This window comes from Rossellomorea sp. NPDC071047, assembly GCF_050270195.1.
In the GTDB taxonomy this organism is placed as follows: domain Bacteria; phylum Bacillota; class Bacilli; order Bacillales; family Bacillaceae_B; genus Rossellomorea.
Genome location: NZ_JBNNJT010000001.1, coordinates 477,594 through 493,904, shown reverse-complemented (window position 1 = coordinate 493,904; position 16,311 = coordinate 477,594). Strand labels below are relative to the sequence as shown.

Here is a 16,311-nt window from a genome sequence, read left to right as displayed (position 1 = left end):
TCAGTCAGAGGTGACGAAACGAAATGAAAGCACTTTCATTATAGACATAAAAAAACCTCCTGAATAAATGACAGAAGGATCATAAGTGTTTAATATCATTGTTTCGACCCTCTGTCCCAGTCCACAATGGATCAAGGCAGAAATTGTATTAAAGTTGTTAAAGCTGAACGTACTGGGGTGCAGTTCCAAGGATACTGCCCAATGAGATTATACCATAAAAAAACCGGTATGGAAGCATTCGAATTGCCTCCATCCCGGTTTCTCTTAAAAATTCACTTCAATATCTGCAGAATAAATCTGATGAATGGTCCCTGCTGAGTCTTCGATCTTCAGAACGCCTTCATCGGTTATACCCAGTGCCCTTCCTTCAATCGTACCATTGATCGTGCGGGCACGGATTTTCTTACCGATACTGATTGCATAACTCTCCCATAACAGCTTGACCGGAGTAAAGCCTTCCTTCATATAAATAGAATATAGGGCTTCGATCCGTTCTAACACCTTTTGAACAATTTCTGACCTAGATAAAGGTTCTCCTTGTTCAATGGCCAGTGAGGTTGCAATCTTCTGAAGTTCATCAGGAAAGTGTTCCTTCGTATGATTTACATTCATGCCGATCCCGATAATAATGGAATTTATCTTATCAGATTCAGCTTGCAGCTCCGTCAAAATTCCCGTCACTTTCTTTCCGTCAATAAGAATATCATTCGGCCATTTGATCTGTGGATGAAGGTCTGTTACTTCCTCGATCGCTTGAACGACGGCAACTGCAGTAATGAGGGTAAACTGCGGTGCCTTTTGGGGTGGAAGAAGGGGCTTTAAGATCAGACTCATCCAAATTCCCGTTCCCTTTGATGAGTGCCACTCTCTCATTAACCTGCCTCTTCCGGCGGTTTGTTCGTCAGCAATGACCAGCGTACCTTCTACTGCTCCGTCTCCTGCTAGTACATGAGCGATGCGCTGTGTACTTTGTACCGACTCCTCATAGTGGATCACTCTGCCCAATGTTTTCGTGTGTAATCCTAATCGAATCTTACTTTCTGTCACACTATCAGGGGTTTCAATAATTCGATATCCCTTTTTTCTTACGGCTTCTAACACAAAACCTTCTTTACGAAGTTCTTCGATATGCTTCCAAATAGCCGTTCTAGAACAGCCAGCTATATCAGCCAGTGCTTGTCCGGATAAAAATTCCTGATCCGATTCAGATAAAGCGTGAAGCAGTTTCTTCTTTATAGTCGATTGCATGTCTGCAGCCACCTCCTTATCGTTTCTTTATCGTTTTTGATTGTATTGGTTACGATTGCGGATTCAATTTCTGCCAAGAGTTCCTTCATCCATGGACCACCCTTTTTGTCCGTCCATGTCATTAAGTCGTTTCCTGTTACATCCAGTTGTTGTCTCGATGTAATCGCTAAAGAATGATATTCTTCCTTCACGGTTTCTACAGAAGAAACCGGCTTGGATTCTATGCATTCATGGACTTTCTCAACGTTGAGAGCTGCTTCCAAACCCGCTCGATAAAGTAAAGTCTTAGACCAGCCGGACTTCCTTCTTATTTGGAGAACTTCAAGCTCTTTCGAACGCTCCCGTACTGTTTTCGTCGGGAGTCTCCAACCTTTAAGAAATTCCTGAGGATCAGTATCTCCAATGTATGTTAAAAGAAGTAACCATGCTTGGTCCTTATTTATGACTTCTAATTGAGGAAGATCCGCAACTTGTTGAAGAGCTTCTTTATGTTGAGTTAAAAGAGGGAGTTCAGTATATAGGTTAGTACGAACAAGAAGGGTGAGTGCTTCGCGTTTCCATTTACCTCCCATGATCTTCTCGAACTCCATCGTCTTTCTTTCTACGGCTATATGCCTTAGAAGGCTTGAGTGTTCTTTTAATGCATTCAATGTATCAGGATCCACCTTGAACCCTAATTGACTGACGAAGCGCACTCCCCTCATCATACGAAGAGCGTCCTCATTAAACCGTAAATCCGGTGATCCCACGGTCCGGATCACTCTACCATGTATGTCTTCCAGGCCCATAAAGGGATCATATACTTTCCCATCAGCATCCATAGCCATACTATTCATCGTAAAATCACGACGCTCCAGATCTCCTTCTAATGAGCGGATGAATTCTACTTTATCCGGCCTTCTAAAGTCCGCATATGCAGATTCAGTTCTAAATGTCGTAATTTCATATTCTCTGCCCTCCTCAATGACCAGAATGGTTCCGTGTTCTATGCCGATATCAATTGTTTTCGGAAATATCTCCTTTAACTCCTGTGGATAGGCAGACGTTGCAATATCTACGTCATTAATCGGACGACCCAGGAAGTGATCCCTGACAGATCCACCAACAAAATAGGCATCGAATCCCGCCCTTTCAATCTTCTTTAAAACGGGCACTGCTTGTTGGAATATACTCGGTAACATTTTTAACACCTGCTTTACTAGGATCTTTACCTTCCGACTGTATCATGATAGAAGCTCTTTGTAGATCCGTTCATACTCTTCGACAATTTTGCTGGAGTGAAACTTTGTTCGGGCCGTTTGTAGTGCATGCTCCGAGAGTTCCTTGTGTAGGGTTTCATCTTTCAGCAATAGCATAGACTTTTCTGCAACTTGTGCAACGTTTCCTACTTCACATATAAAGCCGTTGTATCCATCCTCAATAACTTCAGGAATGCCTCCTACATTTGTACCGATGCTCGGCACGCCGCAAGCCATAGCCTCGAGGGCGACTAAACCGAAACTTTCTTTTTCTGAAAGCAGCAGCTTGATATCACTAAGTGAATAAAGCTCCTCCAAGTTATCCTGTTTTCCAAGGAACAGTACTTTACCTTCTAATCCGAGTTCTCCCACCTGCCTGCAAATAACCGTCATTTCAGGTCCGTCCCCGACAAGAAGGAGCTTTGCCGGTATCTCGTTTTGTATAAGGTTGAATGCAGCTACAACATCCGTTACTCTTTTCACCCCACGAAAGTTGGAAACATGAATAATGACCTTTTCATTATCCTTAACCCCATATTCATTTCTAAGATGCTGAGAATCTACTGCTTTGTATACTCTTTCGTCTATGAAATTATAGACAGTATGAATGTCCTTATCCGGCTGTATCAAGTCATTGGTTTGTTTCACTAAAGCGGAAGAAACCGCGGTCACCACGTCTGACTTTTCGATCCCGAATCGAATCGCTCCTGTTAAAGAAGGATCATAACCTAGTACGGTAATATCCGTGCCGTGCAGGGTGGTGACAATCTTTACATCTTTACCAGACATTTGTTTACCCAGAATGGCACAGACTGCATGCGGGATTGCATAATGTACATGAAGGATATCCAGGTTCTCACGCTCAGTAATTTCTGCCATCTTATTCGCCAGTGCTATATCGTAAGGCGGATATTGAAACACTGAATACTGACTCACTTCCACTTGATGAAAATAGATGTTGTGATACATTTTATTTAACCGAAATGGAATACTCGAGGTGATAAAGTGAATTTCATGGCCTCTCTCTGCTAATAATTTCCCAAGCTCAGTCGCTACTACGCCAGAGCCTCCAACAGTCGGGTAGCAGGTAATACCTATTTTCATTTTCATACCATTAATCTCCTAACAAATCTTGATGCAATATTATGGTGTTATAGGAAAAGAATCCTTCTGCATAACGTAAGCCCGCTTCTTTCCCCATCATTCGCTCCCTCGCTTCAACCGCTTCTATGTATCCATCAGTTAAAGGCGTCGACACTCCTTCAGACCCTTGCGTAAATTGGCTCGTATATGCCTCTAAGCTGCGAACCTTCTTATGCATAAATGCCTCAATATTCACTACAAATTGAGGTTTATGAAAGCCGTTGATCATATAAAAATACAGATTATCCGCTTTATGTGCTGGAGTTGTGGAATGAAATTTCCGAATTCCAGCTGAAAAAAAAGCTTCTTTGATCAATCGTGAGGCATTCCCATGATCAGGATGACGATCCTGATCGTAGGGAGCAAATATCACTTTCGGTTTATACATTCTGATCACGTTAACCACTTTCTGTATGTTTTCATCTGTTATGTAAATTCCCCTATCAGGAATATCCAAAGTCTCCCTCTTGCAGGCACCTAATATATGTGCAGCTGACAGTGCTTCTTCTTTACGCAAAGAAACGGTTCCATTTGAAGAAAGCCCGGCTTCTGTGAGATCACAAATCACAATCTTCTTTCCTTCAGCAGCATATTTTGCAAGTGTGCCGCCCATGCCGATCTCCACGTCATCCGCATGAGCTCCAAATGCGAGGATGTCTATTTGTTGATCCACTTTACTCCTCCTTATCCTTTACCACACTCCGCCACTCGATATCTCCTCTTTCAAGCCCTTTTACCAACACTTCTGCTGTTCCCATATTGGTTGCTAATGGAACTGAATACACGTCACATAGTCTGATTAGTGCAGATACATCCGGTTCATGGGGCTGAGCTGTCAAAGGGTCTCTAAAAAACAGGACAAGATCCATATTATTATTAGCTATATAAGAACCTATCTCCTGGTCTCCCCCCAGTGGACCAGAACGGAAACGATGGACAGATAAACCCGTTTCTTCTTCGATCCTCTTTCCCGTCGTTCCAGTCGCAAAAAGAGCGTGTTTCTCAATGATTGACTTATACGCCAATACGAAACGAATCAAATCATCTTTTTTCTTATCATGAGCTATTAATGCGATATTCATAACACTCACCCTTTAATCCAGAATATTTTCAAGGCCGTACACAAGTGTATCCAGCTTCATGACCGTATCAACGGAAACTTTCACTCCTGACATGAAGCTTCCCCGGTTAAAAGAGTCATGACGAATTGTTAATGTCTGTCCTTCCGCTCCTAACATCACCTGTTGATGAGCAATTAATCCCGGCAGGCGGACACTATGGATATGCATGCCATCAACATTCGCCCCCCTTGCGCCAGGATGCGTTTCCTTTTCATCGGGATGCCCCTGCTGCTTCGATTCTCTCACTTCCCTGATCATTTCGGCTGTCTTAACGGCAGTCCCCGAAGGTGCATCCAGTTTTCGATCGTGATGTAATTCAATGATCTCGACATCATTAAAATACTTAGCTGCCATCTGGGAAAATTTCATCATGAGCACTGCACCAATCGCAAAATTGGGAGCAATGATACATCCCAATGACTTTGATTCTGCAAGGGTCTTGAGTTCCTTTAATTCATCCGTAGAGAAACCTGTCGTTCCCACAACCGGTCTAACACCGTATTCAAGGGCGGTTTTCGTATGGTGATAACCCACTTCCGGAGTTGTTAAATCGATAAGCACATCCGGGGTTCGATCTTGAAAGCATGATGCAATATCCGCGTACACCGGTACATCTATATCTATTTCCTTCTTATAATCAATCACACTAATAAGCGTAAAATGTTCAGTATCCTTAACTAACTGAACCGCTTCTTTCCCCATTCTTCCTCTTGGTCCAGCAATAGTGACGTTAATTTGCTCCATCTTCATCCCTACTTTCAATTCTTGTCCAGCGATCTTTATCTCTTGTATTAAATTTATGCATCACACGATCGTGGGCCTCTTCCAGGCTGATATCCAGGGAGTTTGCCAAACAGATGACCACAAACAATAAATCACCGAGCTCCTCCTCAATCGTCTTTTCTTCCTCTGAATTCTTCTTTGGTTTTTCTCCATGATAATGATTCACTTCTCTGGCCAGTTCGCCAAGCTCCTCCGTGAGCCTCGCTACCATTGCCAATGGACTGAAATATCCTTCTTTAAATTGACTTATGTATTGGTCTACTTCTTTTTGTAATTGATCCATCGTTTTTTTATTATCCATAAGAAGCCACACTCCTTCAGTATCTCCTATCATGTTAGCTAAATCCTTCCCGTTTGACAAATATTACGTTTGATTTAATAACTCTTCATTGCCAGTTTGTTTCTCTTCTTATATAATGTCTCTGTCAACGAGATAATACGAATAGAAGGAGGGAAACACACATGTTGGGATTACGCTATAAAAATATATTATTCATCCTGTTGGGGTCAGCTATCTTCGCATTTGGTCTTGTCCATTTTAATATCCAAAATAAACTGGCTGAAGGCGGATTTACCGGAATAACACTTATCCTTTATTTTTTATTTGACATTGATCCGTCTTACTCCAACCTGGCCTTAAATATACCCCTATTTTTCTTAGGGTGGAAGCTTCTCGGAAAGAAAGCTTTTTACTATACTGTACTCGGAACCGTCAGCCTCTCTGTATTTCTATGGATTTTCCAAAGATATCAAATGACGATCAACCTGGAAGGCGATCTGTTTCTTGCAGCATTATTTGCAGGGGTTTTTATCGGCGTTGGACTGGGGATTATTTTCAGATATGGCGGTACGACAGGTGGCGTTGATATCATCGCACGACTCGCCCATAAGTATATAGGATGGAGCATGGGGAAAACCATGTTTATGTTTGACGCCGTCGTTATTGGAGCTTCTCTCGTCACGTACCTCGAATACAGGGAAGCCATGTACACACTGGTAGCTGTATTCGTTGCGGCAAGAGTCATTGACTTTATGCAGGAAGGGGCATACTCAGCCAGAGGAGCTATGATCATTTCCGACAGCCATGAAGAAATAGCGAGTGTCATCAATGAAAAAATGGACCGGGGAGTAACTGTGTTAAGGGGACATGGCTCGTTCACGAAACAAAACAGGGAAGTGCTCTACTGTGTAGTCGGGAAAAATGAAATCGTCCGGCTGAAAAACATTATCACAAGCGTCGATCCACATGCATTCGTCTCTGTCACCGTCGTACATGACGTACTTGGGGAAGGATTTACGTTAGACGCAGACAAGAATCCTTTACATGACTAAAGGTTTTACGCCATTTACATGGATTTTCATTATATAAAAAGAAGCTGGCCCCGTAACTAGAGTCCAGCTTCTTCTTTATTTAGAATTAATCGTCACCATTCATCCCAGTAAAGATTAATACAAGTCTAAGTAATTCAATAACCGCAACGGCAGCAGCAGCTACATATGTCATTGCAGCGGCGTTCAACACTTTCCGTGCATGTCGTTCTTCTTCATTCCGGATCAGACCAAGTGAAACGATCTGGTTCATCGCCCGGGAAGAAGCGTTGAATTCTACAGGAAGGGTGATCAATTGGAACACTACCCCCGCTGCCATCAAAATGATTCCAAGCAAGAACATTCCAGTCATTTGAGTGAACATTCCGATCAGTAAGAAGATCCAGGACATATTAGAGCCTATGTTCGCAACTGGGACCAACGCATGGCGGAATCGTAGAAATGCATAGCTTTCAGCATCTTGAATCGCATGTCCGACTTCATGGGCCGCCACAGCTGCTCCCGCTACAGAATGTCCGTGATAGTTTTCAGGTGACAATGCAACCGTTTTGGTAATCGGATTGTAGTGGTCACTTAAAAACCCTCTGCCTTCCACGACCTTCACGTTGTGTAATCCATTGTCGTCGAGAATCCTCCTAGCCATCTCCCTGCCGGTCATACCTGAGGTGGTGGCCACTCTTGAATATTTCTTAAACGTACTCTTTACACGCATTTGAGCTCCGATTGGAATGAGAGCAATGAGTAAAAAGTAAATTAAAAATCCTGCCATTATCGCAATAACCTCCAGATGTTTAGATACCTAAATTTTATAGTGCTATAAAGATCCTGTCAATTTTTTTGACGCTCTGACTTTTTTGATTCCCCTTGTCCTTTATATTTTCTCCAACCTACATAAGATAATGTAGAGACAATTATACTGCCGGTTGATATGATCACCCACCAAAGGGAAGGATCTGCTTCATCCTCTTGTTTATTTTCAAACAGCTTCTCAAGGTCAGTTTCCAAGGATGTTAATTCGGTCATGGTTTCCGTACTTTCCAACACGTCTTGCCGGTAATGATCCAAGTAAGAAATTCTCGCGTCCAGCGCTTGAGCCCGTTCTACAGGAATATCTAATTTGATACTTGGTTGAATAATATTATATTTCGATAAAAACATATTCAATGTGGTATGGTATTCATCTACATTTCCATTTTCCGCTGCCGACTTCACTCCATTAAATGCTTCCATTATCGGGTCTTCCATTTCGACCCACAAAGGCTGATATTGACTGCTTAAAGCATCCATCACAAGGCGGAACTTTGTAACGGCGTTCACCTTCTGCTCCATGTCAGCAGAGGTTTGATTGATACTCTCCACTGCCAGATTATGTGAGATGGTGAGAATTCTAAGCTCATCCATTGAAAAAGACCGTTGGGCACTCAAAGATGCAAATTCATCAGAGAAATAAACCAATAGATGTTTCGCTTCTTCGTATCTTCCAGCCTTTGTCATTTGCAAGGCCTGGTCTGCAACTTCATCAAGCTCGTTCATCGGAGACGTCGACTCTACTGCATTTAATGGGTGAGGTATTAAAATGAGAAAAAAGAAAAGCGCGATAAAGAATTGGATAAATTTCATACTTGTCCCCCCTAAAACTACTAGTAAAGTTTATGAAAGGGTGGACAAGAGTAGACCAAAAAAAGACTATGGCATAAGTTGAATATCTAAGCGTTTCGTTTTTTGTGTGAAGAAATAAGCGATAACGATTGAGACAATACTTAACCAGAAAGTGAAGTATCCAATATGTTGTATGTACATATACAAACTTGAGTAAACGGGATACTGCATATATACGTAATCAATGATGTCATTATGTACAGTCCATACGGCACCGACTATAATGTGCCAAATCCTCACTCGGTAAAAGGAAGAATACAATATCCCTTGTAAAGCCATTGCTCCATGTGACGCCATGAGCATATAGCCCTCCCATGGTAAATCACCGGAAACCCACAGTGTCAAAACGTTCATTACCACAGCCCATATCCCGTATTTAAATAGCGTGATAATGGCTAACACTTCAAATAATGGCCAATTGCGATTCAGTAAAAATGCTATGAGAACAAAACAAAAAAACAGACTGGCTGTCGGGCTGTCGGGAACAAACACTAAAAATTGCGAGGGAGTATTTCGTAGTTGATGGATATACCATATATAACCGTATATAGTGCCAAACAAATTCACAATGAGAAGCAACCATATAAACGTTTTATTCTTCAAGATGGACATGATCCAGAGCATATATTTAATCCTCTCTTTCAAGTAGAAAAAAAGAGCCAACGTAAGCCGGCCCTTTTTCATTGTTTATTCTTTTAAACCAGAGATGAATTCAGCCAGTTTGTCCAGCTCTTCGTCTGATCCTTTAAATAACCCTGCAGGCATGCCTGGTGGTTTACCGTTTTTAGCTATATCCGCTACTTCTTCAGGTGAGAGGCCGGTTGCAACTAGAGAAGGTCCTGCTCCACCTTGCAGATTTTCACCATGACAGTTAATACAACCATTTTTCTGGTCTGCATAGATTTTATATCCTTCAGATTCTTTATCGATATCCACTTCAGCCTGGATCTTACCTTGTTCTTTCGCTGCTTCCCAGTCATGAGTCACAACTGATTCCCAAGTCAAGAAATATGTTGCTGCAAGTGCCAATAACATGAATCCTACTGCAAATGGGCGTTTAGTTGGGCGACGTTCAGGTCCTACGTCGATAAATGGAGCAAGTAAAAGCGCTCCAAATGCGATTCCAGGAATAACGAATGCTCCAATAACATTATAAGGTCCAGATGCATATGTGTATTTAAGTAATTGGTATAAGAATAAGAAATACCAGTCAGGTAATGGAATATATCCAGTATCTGTTGGATCGGCAACACGCTCTAACGGTGATGGATGAGCAACCGTTAAACATAGATAACCGATTAGGAAAACAGCTCCAACTAACCATTCTTTTAGTAAGAAGTTTGGCCAGAAAGCCTCTGTTTTTCCAGGGAACTCCGAATAATCTTTAGGAATATTCGGCTTTCTGTCTGCAGGTACACGTGAGTCCCCTACAAACTTCATCCCTTTTCCTCGATGCATAGCGTCCCCCTCCTTCTAATTTAAGGTTTATTAATTTATGTTCGTATCTTATAGTGGTCCTGAAATACCTTGCTTACGGATCATCAGGAAGTGAGCTCCCATTAGTCCAAGCAATGCTGCAGGCAGGAAGAATACATGAATAGCGAAGAATCTCGTTAGTGTTTGTGCACCAATGATAGAAGAATCCCCAGCGAGTAAGATCTTCACTTGCTCACCGATAAACGGTGTAGCAGCTGCGATTTCAATACCAACCTTCGTAGCGAATAGCGCTTTCATATCCCACGGTAATAAGTAACCAGTGAAACCAAGTCCTAACATTACGAAGAAAATAAGTACTCCAACAACCCAGTTCAATTCACGAGGTTTTTTGTATGCACCTTGGAAGAAGACACGTAGTGTATGTAAGAACATCATTACGATAACCAAACTAGCTCCCCAGTGATGCATTCCACGGACAATTTGTCCAAATGCAACTTCATTTTGCAGGTAATACACAGATTCCCAAGCGTTTTTAATATCTGGAACATAGTACATTGTCAGGAACATTCCAGATAAAATTTGAATTACGGTAACGAAGAATGTTAATCCACCAAAGCAGTAAACAAACGCTGAAAAGTGATGCGCCGGGTTTACATGTTCAGGTACTTCGTGATCCGCAATATCGCGCCACAAAGGCGTAATGTCCAAACGCTCGTCAACCCAATCATAGATTTTGTTCAGCACAGATTACGCCCCCTTACTTAACATATTTATTTGGTTCAGGTTGTCCAAGGTATAAAATACCGTCTTTTTCTTTTGTTGGATATACATCCAACGGTGCTGTCGGTGGTGTACCAGGAACATTTTTCCCGTTTTTCTCATAGAGACCACCATGACAAGGGCAATAGAACTTGTTTGGGTTACTCTTGTCGCCCGCCCAGTTAACAGTACATCCAAGATGCTTACATACTGGTGAAAGAGCAACAACATTCCCCTCTTTGTTCTTATAAACCCATGCAGTTTGTGTTACTTCTGATGTGTACCACGCATCTTTTTGTTCATAAGAGAAATCGACACGTACTGGTTCATTTGTTAACTCTGAAACTTTTTGCTTTGTCGCTTTAAATTCTCCAGCAGCTGAAGTTTTTAATACTGGATCTACAGCAAATCGAACCATCGGCATTAACATTCCTGCCGCCATGAAACCGCCTACACCCGTAAGTGTATAGTTAAGGAATTGACGTCTAGATACACGATGTTTGCTCATCCTTTTCCCCCCTCTATCGTAAGGTAAGTCCATCGGACATATTTCGCACAAATATAAAACTAGGACATAACTATGATATATTAAACTCTATACAAGGTCAATAACTCTCTAATCTAAATGATGGACACAATGTGAAGTTTTTATGAATTTTTTTGCCATTTTTGTACAATCACATTTAAGAGCTGTTTCACTTGATCTTCCATGATGGAATGTTTGTACTGTTCATCTAAATGCTCAAGCGGTATAGAGGGCACCCAAATCAATCGGTCATGCAACTTCCCCTCTACCGTTTTCCATTCGCTGTCCGATGTAAGAAAGAACGTATGCTTCACTCCGCTGGCACTTAATTCTTCGGCCCACTGGGTTAATCTTGAAACCTCATTTTCTCTGGAAGCAGACATAGTATACGTAAATGGAGGTGTCATGATCATCCTGCCTTTAAATTGTCTTTCAAGGTGAAAGGTAAGCAGCGTGATGAATTCGTATTGTGCTGCGGACGTCTTGATATCCTTTAGGAAATCAACAGGAACAATCGGAATGACGGCAGTATCTATGTATTCTTTTTCAGATTCAAAGACTTCAATATCTTTAACGTTCCAATTCATTGTAAAACCCTCGTTTCTTCTTTCATTTTCACTTCCCATCATATCACTTTATAACACTCGTTTAAAAGCGATTTCACTTTTTTAATAGTATGCCCCATAAACCTTCTTCCTATTTATCTGAACCTGCAAAAAAAGCTCGAATGAAGAGATGTACCTTTCTCTTCATTCGAGCTTTTAGCTTAAGCTATTCAATTCTTTGGTTAATTTCTTGAAGGATTTTTCATCACCGGTATCAAGAGCCTGATCTATGGCCTTTAGCAATCGATCACGTTGAAAGGTTTGCAAACTGTCTTTGAGGAATTGTTCGGCAACAATCCTGTCTTTTTCATTAATCAAAAGATACTTCGGCATAAATGGGTTTTCTTCAAGTACTGCTGCAAATTGATAACTTGAATTTGCCTTACTGAAGTTCAATTGAATATAAATATCTTCGTCCTTATTTAAACGAATATCGTGAAATGACTTCTCCGCATCAGTTGTCATGATGTTCTCTTTATAGAATCGGAATGGCACATCCTCAACACAATGTGTGGACATCACAAGACCTCTTGGACAGTACTGAGATTCTTCAACAAAATGGACTTTTTTCATTAATTGATCATGACTCATGAGGTAATTCAGTATCCACACACATTCTCTTCTTTTTAATTGATATCGGTTTAAAAACCAGCGAATAAATTCTTTCTTCTCGTTGACAGAAACAGGGGTGGTCATGGTTTTCCCTCCTCTGCAGAATCTTTTTTAGTTTAGGTCCGTTTTCCTTTTGACATACAGTTTAAAAACGTTAGCAACTCTAAGGTGATCTCATGTTTACACACCAGCCAAATCCCTTTGTACCACCGACGTCGTTTCGTTTAGTCTTGTAATCTTTCAATCAGGTCCTGCCACTCGTCATTTGAAGGATCCATTTCAATCAGGTGTTTATATACTTCTACCGCTTCACCTCTGAGTCCTTCTTCTACTAGAAATTGTCCGTACTCTAGTAAAAACTCTTGATGATTCTTAAAGTAAGTATATGCAATACGGTATTGTTTTAATGCATGATTAAATTGTTCAAGCCCCTCATAGGCCTTTGCAAGATCCCAGTTGATTTGAGGCTCTTCTTCCCCTTCAACCTTAAGCATCTGGGCGATCTCCAATACATCCTCAAATCGATCTTGCGTAAAGAACAATTTATTTATGACTAAAGCTGCTTCGACATAACCTGGATCTAAGGCTAAAGCTTCCCTGAAAAATGTCTCTGCCTCTTTTTCCAGCCCAAGCTTTAAGGAAATTTTCCCACCAAACAAATTCAGCTCCTTGTTGTATTCATCCTGACTTACGCCCTCTTGAATGGTTTCCAGGCTTTCCTGCAGCTTTTCTTCATGTTCATAGGACCTCGCTAATAATAAATACACCGAATGATATTCCGGATCCAGCTCTTTAACCGAAATAAGCTTTTCAATGGCTTTTTCATAGAATCCAGCCTGATATGCAGTAACGGCATATCCGAATAGTGTATTGATTTCCAGGTGATCTTCAAGAGCCTTTTCGTAATGTGTCAATGCTTCTTCAAAGGCTCCCCCTACACTATAAGCTTCGGCTAACCTTTGATGAACATTGGTTCCACCCAGCTCAGTCGTGCCTCTCTGAATGAGGGCATGATAATGCCTTATAGCCTCCAGGAACCTGCCTGTTTCAGAATATAACTCCCCCAGACCGAAATCAATGACAGGCTCATCGGGTAACAATTTCTTGGCTTGTAAAAGCTTCTGCTCACTTACTTCAAATAAACCTTGCATTTGATACAAATCTGCCAAAAGAAGCAAAGCTCTTGGATAAGTCGGATCTTCTTCATCCAATTCTGCGAGTTTGTCTATCGCTTCTTCTTCATTATCCATTTCCACCAGCACTTCTGCGAGCTCGATTAGGAGTTCTCCCTCACCCGGGTAATACTCCAGGAGATTTTCATACAACTCTTTTGCTTCCTCCAGAAAACCTAAATGGTGTAATTCTTCAGCCAGGCTGAATTTTTCTTCATGACTTCCAAACTTCAATGCTTGCTTATACTGTTTCTTTGCTTCGTCCAATTTCCCTTCTTCTAATGAAGATAACATTCGTTCAGCGTATGACATGGTCAATCCCTTTCTATAAAAAAGCTAAATAATCTTTAAATAAAGTACCCCGGTGTTTGAATGACTAGTTCTTCACCAGCACCAGGATAGTAATAGCCTTTATTATTCAAGTAATAACACTTTCCTTTATTCATTGTACATTTTAGCACATGTTGGTCAGTTTTAAATGCAGAGGGCTCAGCATCCGTCTCAACTTCGAAATTCATATAGAGGTTATAACTTATTTCTCCACCCACCAAAAAATTTCCTCTAAGGGGATATATTCCAATTTTCTTCAGTTCTTTTAGTCTCATTGGTTCTTTTTGCGGGATTTCATTTGAAAGATGAGGAATTTTCTCGTTTTCCATCGTATTTTGCCATATTTTAAGATGCTTTATTTTTGTTTTTTTGTCTATGTTTGTCGTAAAAAAAGGGACAAAAGTAATAGGGTAATCATATAAATACCCTTTGATCCATCCCCAGCGAATTTCCTCGAACAGATCTATTTCATCAATGTCAATCCATATAACAGGAACCTTATGTCTTTTACACGACCGAATGACTGAAGGAGTAATAAGATTTGCAGATGTTTTTAACCCTATCGTGTAATCAAGAGGACTATTTAACAAGGAGGTTTTGCGTACATTCAATTTAGCTAAGAATTCGTATTCGTACCCTAAAGTAAATGCCGTCAGTACAGTGGTACAACCTTTGTGGATAAATTCATCCAGGTAATAATTCTTTATCGAAAGAAAATCAATTCCTTCAGGCACCTCTAAATCACACATTACGTTTCCGGGAGTCATCATGAAAGAAGAAACATCCATCCTCATGTACCGATAATAAGAAAACCTGTCTCTTATGGCCGATATTTTATCGTCTTTAACGAGTAAAGAAGTTTGAGTGACTTTGGAATCTTTAATCCAATTCGCATTTTCAATAATATACGTACTCAAATCACCATCACCTTCCTTTATAGACAAGCTATGAAAGAAGGGATGAAATCATGCTATGCATTCATATAAAAGGAGAGGTGTAGGGACTAAACCATAGTCCCTACACCTCCCAAAAACGATTCTCGTACATTATTTCTGTAAAAGTTTGTTTATATGCTCAAAGAAAGTTGGATACGAAATGTTCACTGCACCCGCATCTTCAAGATAGACGTCAGAATCTGTTATTAAAGAAGCTACAGCCAGTGTCATTCCAATCCGATGATCTCCCCAGGAATGAACTTCACCACCGTGTAATGGCGTTTTTCCTTCAATGATCATACCGTCCTCAGTTCCTTGAATATCAGCACCAAGATTTCCAAGCTCTTGTACGATGGCATCGATTCGATTTGTTTCCTTAACCTTTAACTCTTGTGCATCCTTAATTATGGTCTTTCCCTTTGCCTGGGAAGCCAACAGGGCAATAACAGGAATTTCATCAATTAACGACGGGATCAAGTCCCCGCCAATTTCTATTCCCGTAAGGTCTGAAGATTCCACCAGTATGTCCCCTATCGGCTCTCCACTTTTTGAACTCTCCATTATTTCAATGGATGCCCCCATCTTCTTCATCACTTCAACAATCCCTACACGGGTTTCATTAAGACCGACATTTTTCAGGAGCACTCTACTATCCGGCACAATCGCAGCGGCTACCATAAAGAAAGCTGCTGAAGAAATATCCCCGGGGACATAGACTTCAGTTCCTTTTAACACCTGACTGCCCTTTACCTTAATCGTATCTCCATGTCTTTCAATATGGCCACCAAATTCGATAATCATTTTTTCAGTATGGTTTCTTGTCTTTTCAGGTTCTTGAATCTCAGTTGTACCTTCTGCCTGAAGTCCTGCCAACAAGAGAGCAGACTTCACCTGTGCACTCGCTACAGGCAAGGTGTATGTAATTCCTTTGAGGTCACCCCCGCGGATTGATAAAGGAGTATAGTTGCCTTCTGAACGACCGTCTATTTTAGTCCCGAACTTTTTTAATGGTTCTGTCACTCTTTTCATTGGGCGTTTAGCAATCGAGTCATCTCCAATTAGGATTGAATGAAAAGGTCTCCCTGCCAATATCCCCATAATAAGACGCGTAGTGGTACCCGAATTACCAACATCGAGTATTTCCTTTGGTTCTTTTAAGTGATTCCAGCCTTCCCCTGAAACAATCACTTCCCCATCACTTACTTGGATATCAACACCTAACTTACGGAAGCATTCGATTGTGCTTAAACAATCTTCTCCCATAAGAAAATTATGTATAACGGTTTTCCCTTCCGCAACCGAACCAAACATAACAGCCCGGTGAGAGATCGATTTATCCCCGGGAACATGCAGTTCTCCATTAAGACCTTTTTGGGGGTTTATTAATTTCTTTTTTCCTTCCATCCTTATCACC

Annotated in this window: 19 protein-coding genes; 1 reads left to right on the top strand and 18 read right to left on the bottom strand. The window is 41.1% G+C overall.

What is annotated here, in order from left to right; genetic code table 11:
• Positions 1-264 precede the first annotated feature (264 nt).
• The 7 genes from ACQKFO_RS02525 to ACQKFO_RS02495 are packed head-to-tail and all read right to left on the bottom strand — an operon-like array spanning position 265 to position 5,894.
• Positions 265-1,248: a biotin--[acetyl-CoA-carboxylase] ligase gene (locus ACQKFO_RS02525; protein ID WP_427596710.1), complete on the bottom strand. Its 984-nt coding sequence runs from the start codon at positions 1,246-1,248 to the stop codon at positions 265-267.
• Positions 1,233-2,429, bottom strand: a complete 1,197-nt coding sequence (locus tag ACQKFO_RS02520; RefSeq protein ID WP_427596709.1) for a CCA tRNA nucleotidyltransferase — start codon at positions 2,427-2,429, stop codon at positions 1,233-1,235. The genes ACQKFO_RS02525 and ACQKFO_RS02520 overlap by 16 nt, the downstream gene beginning before the upstream one ends.
• Positions 2,430-2,471: 42 nt before the next feature.
• Positions 2,472-3,596 carry an N-acetyl-alpha-D-glucosaminyl L-malate synthase BshA gene (gene bshA, locus ACQKFO_RS02515; protein ID WP_427596708.1) on the bottom strand — a complete coding sequence of 375 codons (1,125 nt, stop codon included), beginning with the start codon at positions 3,594-3,596 and terminating at the stop codon, positions 2,472-2,474.
• A gap of 4 nt (positions 3,597-3,600) precedes the next feature.
• Positions 3,601-4,302 (bottom strand): bacillithiol biosynthesis deacetylase BshB1, encoded by a 702-nt coding sequence (gene bshB1 / locus ACQKFO_RS02510; RefSeq protein ID WP_427596707.1) that lies wholly within the window; start codon positions 4,300-4,302, stop codon positions 3,601-3,603.
• Between the two features lies 1 nt (position 4,303).
• A complete protein-coding gene (gene mgsA / locus ACQKFO_RS02505) occupies positions 4,304-4,711 on the bottom strand; it encodes a methylglyoxal synthase (protein ID WP_427596706.1) in 408 nt (135 codons plus the stop codon).
• A gap of 12 nt (positions 4,712-4,723) precedes the next feature.
• Positions 4,724-5,494 carry a 4-hydroxy-tetrahydrodipicolinate reductase gene (gene dapB / locus ACQKFO_RS02500; protein ID WP_427596705.1) on the bottom strand — a complete coding sequence of 257 codons (771 nt, stop codon included), beginning with the start codon at positions 5,492-5,494 and terminating at the stop codon, positions 4,724-4,726.
• Positions 5,481-5,894, bottom strand: coding sequence for a nucleotide pyrophosphohydrolase (locus tag ACQKFO_RS02495; protein WP_427596704.1), 414 nt, complete (start codon positions 5,892-5,894; stop codon positions 5,481-5,483). Before ACQKFO_RS02495 ends, dapB begins: the two co-directional genes overlap by 14 nt.
• 101 nt (positions 5,895-5,995) lie before the next feature.
• Here ACQKFO_RS02495 and ACQKFO_RS02490 point away from each other — a divergent pair, with 101 nt between their 5' ends.
• A complete protein-coding gene (locus tag ACQKFO_RS02490; protein ID WP_427596703.1) occupies positions 5,996-6,865 on the top strand; it encodes a YitT family protein in 870 nt (289 codons plus the stop codon).
• An 85-nt stretch (positions 6,866-6,950) separates the two neighbouring features.
• On the opposite strand, the gene ACQKFO_RS02485 is transcribed toward ACQKFO_RS02490, so the two are convergent.
• The 11 genes from ACQKFO_RS02485 to aroA all read right to left on the bottom strand — a co-directional run bounded on the left by ACQKFO_RS02485 (position 6,951) and on the right by aroA (position 16,301).
• Entirely contained in the window at positions 6,951-7,631 is a 681-nt protein-coding gene (locus tag ACQKFO_RS02485; protein ID WP_427596702.1) for a zinc metallopeptidase, read from the bottom strand.
• Positions 7,632-7,690: 59 nt separating this feature from the next.
• A complete protein-coding gene (gene ypjB, locus ACQKFO_RS02480; protein WP_427596701.1) occupies positions 7,691-8,482 on the bottom strand; it encodes a sporulation protein YpjB in 792 nt (263 codons plus the stop codon).
• A 66-nt stretch (positions 8,483-8,548) separates the two neighbouring features.
• Positions 8,549-9,145, bottom strand: a complete 597-nt coding sequence (locus ACQKFO_RS02475) for a DUF1405 domain-containing protein (protein WP_427596700.1) — start codon at positions 9,143-9,145, stop codon at positions 8,549-8,551.
• A gap of 63 nt (positions 9,146-9,208) precedes the next feature.
• Positions 9,209-9,979 carry a menaquinol-cytochrome c reductase cytochrome b/c subunit gene (locus ACQKFO_RS02470; RefSeq protein WP_113970697.1) on the bottom strand — a complete coding sequence of 257 codons (771 nt, stop codon included), beginning with the start codon at positions 9,977-9,979 and terminating at the stop codon, positions 9,209-9,211.
• Between the two features lie 48 nt (positions 9,980-10,027).
• Positions 10,028-10,702, bottom strand: a complete 675-nt coding sequence (gene qcrB, locus ACQKFO_RS02465; protein WP_044336350.1) for a menaquinol-cytochrome c reductase cytochrome b subunit — start codon at positions 10,700-10,702, stop codon at positions 10,028-10,030.
• A 13-nt stretch (positions 10,703-10,715) separates the two neighbouring features.
• Complete coding sequence (locus ACQKFO_RS02460) at positions 10,716-11,225, bottom strand: ubiquinol-cytochrome c reductase iron-sulfur subunit (RefSeq protein ID WP_044336348.1); 510 nt, start codon at positions 11,223-11,225, stop codon at positions 10,716-10,718.
• A gap of 140 nt (positions 11,226-11,365) precedes the next feature.
• On the bottom strand, positions 11,366-11,830 hold the full coding sequence (locus tag ACQKFO_RS02455) for a YpiF family protein (protein ID WP_427596699.1): 465 nt from the start codon (positions 11,828-11,830) through the stop codon (positions 11,366-11,368).
• Positions 11,831-12,004: 174 nt separating this feature from the next.
• Entirely contained in the window at positions 12,005-12,544 is a 540-nt protein-coding gene (locus ACQKFO_RS02450; protein ID WP_044336344.1) for a ReoY family proteolytic degradation factor, read from the bottom strand.
• Positions 12,545-12,684: 140 nt separating this feature from the next.
• Complete coding sequence (locus ACQKFO_RS02445; RefSeq protein WP_427596698.1) at positions 12,685-13,944, bottom strand: tetratricopeptide repeat protein; 1,260 nt, start codon at positions 13,942-13,944, stop codon at positions 12,685-12,687.
• Positions 13,945-13,979: 35 nt separating this feature from the next.
• The gene (locus tag ACQKFO_RS02440; RefSeq protein WP_427596697.1) at positions 13,980-14,879 is read right to left on the bottom strand and encodes a hypothetical protein; all 900 of its coding nucleotides are present in this window, start codon (positions 14,877-14,879) and stop codon (positions 13,980-13,982) included.
• Between the two features lie 129 nt (positions 14,880-15,008).
• Positions 15,009-16,301: a 3-phosphoshikimate 1-carboxyvinyltransferase gene (aroA, locus tag ACQKFO_RS02435; RefSeq protein WP_427596696.1), complete on the bottom strand. Its 1,293-nt coding sequence runs from the start codon at positions 16,299-16,301 to the stop codon at positions 15,009-15,011.
• Between the last annotated feature and the right edge of the window lie 10 nt (positions 16,302-16,311).

Excerpts from the sequence above, each read along its gene's own strand:
- ACQKFO_RS02525 (WP_427596710.1), bottom strand. The coding sequence starts at position 1,248 with ATGCAATCGACTATAAAGAAGAAACTGCTTCACGCTTTATCTGAATCG.
- ACQKFO_RS02520 (WP_427596709.1), bottom strand. The coding sequence starts at position 2,429 with ATGTTACCGAGTATATTCCAACAAGCAGTGCCCGTTTTAAAGAAGATT.
- bshA (WP_427596708.1), bottom strand. The coding sequence starts at position 3,596 with ATGAAAATGAAAATAGGTATTACCTGCTACCCGACTGTTGGAGGCTCT.
- mgsA (WP_427596706.1), bottom strand. The coding sequence starts at position 4,711 with ATGAATATCGCATTAATAGCTCATGATAAGAAAAAAGATGATTTGATT.
- dapB (WP_427596705.1), bottom strand. The coding sequence starts at position 5,494 with ATGGAGCAAATTAACGTCACTATTGCTGGACCAAGAGGAAGAATGGGG.
- ACQKFO_RS02490 (WP_427596703.1), top strand. The coding sequence starts at position 5,996 with ATGTTGGGATTACGCTATAAAAATATATTATTCATCCTGTTGGGGTCA.
- ACQKFO_RS02485 (WP_427596702.1), bottom strand. The coding sequence starts at position 7,631 with ATGGCAGGATTTTTAATTTACTTTTTACTCATTGCTCTCATTCCAATC.
- ypjB (WP_427596701.1), bottom strand. The coding sequence starts at position 8,482 with ATGAAATTTATCCAATTCTTTATCGCGCTTTTCTTTTTTCTCATTTTA.
- ACQKFO_RS02475 (WP_427596700.1), bottom strand. The coding sequence starts at position 9,145 with ATGCTCTGGATCATGTCCATCTTGAAGAATAAAACGTTTATATGGTTG.
- ACQKFO_RS02470 (WP_113970697.1), bottom strand. The coding sequence starts at position 9,979 with ATGCATCGAGGAAAAGGGATGAAGTTTGTAGGGGACTCACGTGTACCT.
- ACQKFO_RS02460 (WP_044336348.1), bottom strand. The coding sequence starts at position 11,225 with ATGAGCAAACATCGTGTATCTAGACGTCAATTCCTTAACTATACACTT.
- ACQKFO_RS02455 (WP_427596699.1), bottom strand. The coding sequence starts at position 11,830 with ATGAATTGGAACGTTAAAGATATTGAAGTCTTTGAATCTGAAAAAGAA.
- ACQKFO_RS02450 (WP_044336344.1), bottom strand. The coding sequence starts at position 12,544 with ATGACCACCCCTGTTTCTGTCAACGAGAAGAAAGAATTTATTCGCTGG.
- ACQKFO_RS02445 (WP_427596698.1), bottom strand. The coding sequence starts at position 13,944 with ATGTCATACGCTGAACGAATGTTATCTTCATTAGAAGAAGGGAAATTG.
- aroA (WP_427596696.1), bottom strand. The coding sequence starts at position 16,301 with ATGGAAGGAAAAAAGAAATTAATAAACCCCCAAAAAGGTCTTAATGGA.